1 protein-coding gene and 1 pseudogene are annotated in these 1307 nt (G+C 71.4%); one reads left to right on the forward strand and one right to left on the reverse strand.

The genetic code is table 11. The annotated features are described in order from the left end of the window. Positions 1 to 397: 397 nt before the first annotated feature. Positions 398 to 862 (reverse strand): SRPBCC domain-containing protein, encoded by a 465-nt coding sequence (locus tag G6019_RS08015; protein ID WP_107758274.1) that lies wholly within the window; start codon positions 860 to 862, stop codon positions 398 to 400. Positions 863 to 958: 96 nt separating this feature from the next. Here G6019_RS08015 and G6019_RS08020 point away from each other — a divergent pair. Continuing rightward, positions 959 to 1307: pseudogene (locus G6019_RS08020) on the forward strand (tryptophan-rich sensory protein); the annotation flags it as partial.

Here is a 1307-nt window from a genome sequence, read left to right on the forward strand (position 1 = left end):
GGCGGTGGCGGCGGGGGCGGCCAGCGAGGCCCCACCCGCGGCGATACCGCCAGCGAGCATCGCACCGGTCAGCGTTCGGACGAGCGTCTTCTGCATGTCTCGTGACCTCCTGGGTCTCGGGTCGTGCCACTGTGCCTGCCCGCCGACGGGCTCCCCCTGGCGGCGACCAGGCCCCCGATCGACGGGGACGGCGGACGACCCTACGAGCGGGGTCCGGGGACGACGCAACCCGACGCGGCGCCACATCCTGGATCCAGGAAGGGATCGGGCGAGAGGAGGGCGGGCCCCATCGGCGTCACCGCAGGTCATCGGGACGCCTCGCGATCGCACCGCGGAAGCCGGACTCCTCGGTGAGATGGCTCACCCTTGCGTCGGCGACCCGGGAGGCTCCCGTCCCTCAGCCCGCCACGACCGCGGCGAGGTTGGACAGCGAGTCCTCGAGCTCCTGCTCGGACACCAGGGGGAAGGAGACCTTCTTGAGGATCTCCTTGTCGGTGACCTTGCCCCAGTCGTAGGTGAGGCGGACCAGCGTCGACTCGGGCCCGCGGTTCTCGAGCTCCCAGACCCATTCCCAGCCGGGGGGCTCGGTGCCGGCGGGCGCGGTCTGCCACGCCAGGATCTTGTCCTTGCCGTATCCCGTCACGTGGTTCTCCGTGCGGTACTCACCACCCATGTGCTCGCCCTCCATGTCCATGGCGAACACGTCTCCGACCTGCTGGATCCGGTCGGACTTGTAGTCGCCGCGCACGAAGCCCGAGCCGTCCAGCCTGGCATGGTTCTCCGGGTTGGTGAGGACCTCGAAGATCTCGGCCGCCGAGTGGTCGATCACGCGCTCGACGGTGATGTTCGTTGATGTGGTCATGTCCTCCACCCTGCCCGGCCGGTCGGCGTCGTGCATCCGGTCTGCGGGACGGCGGCCGGGTCGCCGGCCCCGTGAACCGCCGCTACCGTCGTGGACATGGACCAGTCGACACCGCACCGGACCGAGGCGTCCACTACCCACGCCACCCCGACGGAGACCCGTGTGACCCGGGAGACGGGATGGGCCATGCCCGTGGTCACACTCCTGGGGGTGGCGGCGGCCATCGTGGCCGCGTTCGTCGGGAGCGGCGCCCTCGGTGGCACCCCGGTGGCCGACGCCGCGGGCGGTGCGCTGTCCGCGGACGCCACACCGGTGGCCCCGGCGGGATCAGCGTTCAGCATCTGGAGCGTCATCTATCTGGGGCTGATCGTCTACGCCCTCTGGCAACTGTCCCCGACCGCCCGCCGTTCGGCCCGGCAGCGGGCGCTGCGCCCGTGGGCACTGG

Origin of the sequence: Dietzia sp. DQ12-76, assembly GCF_014145045.1 — a bacterium.
Lineage (GTDB): Bacteria > Actinomycetota > Actinomycetes > Mycobacteriales > Mycobacteriaceae > Dietzia.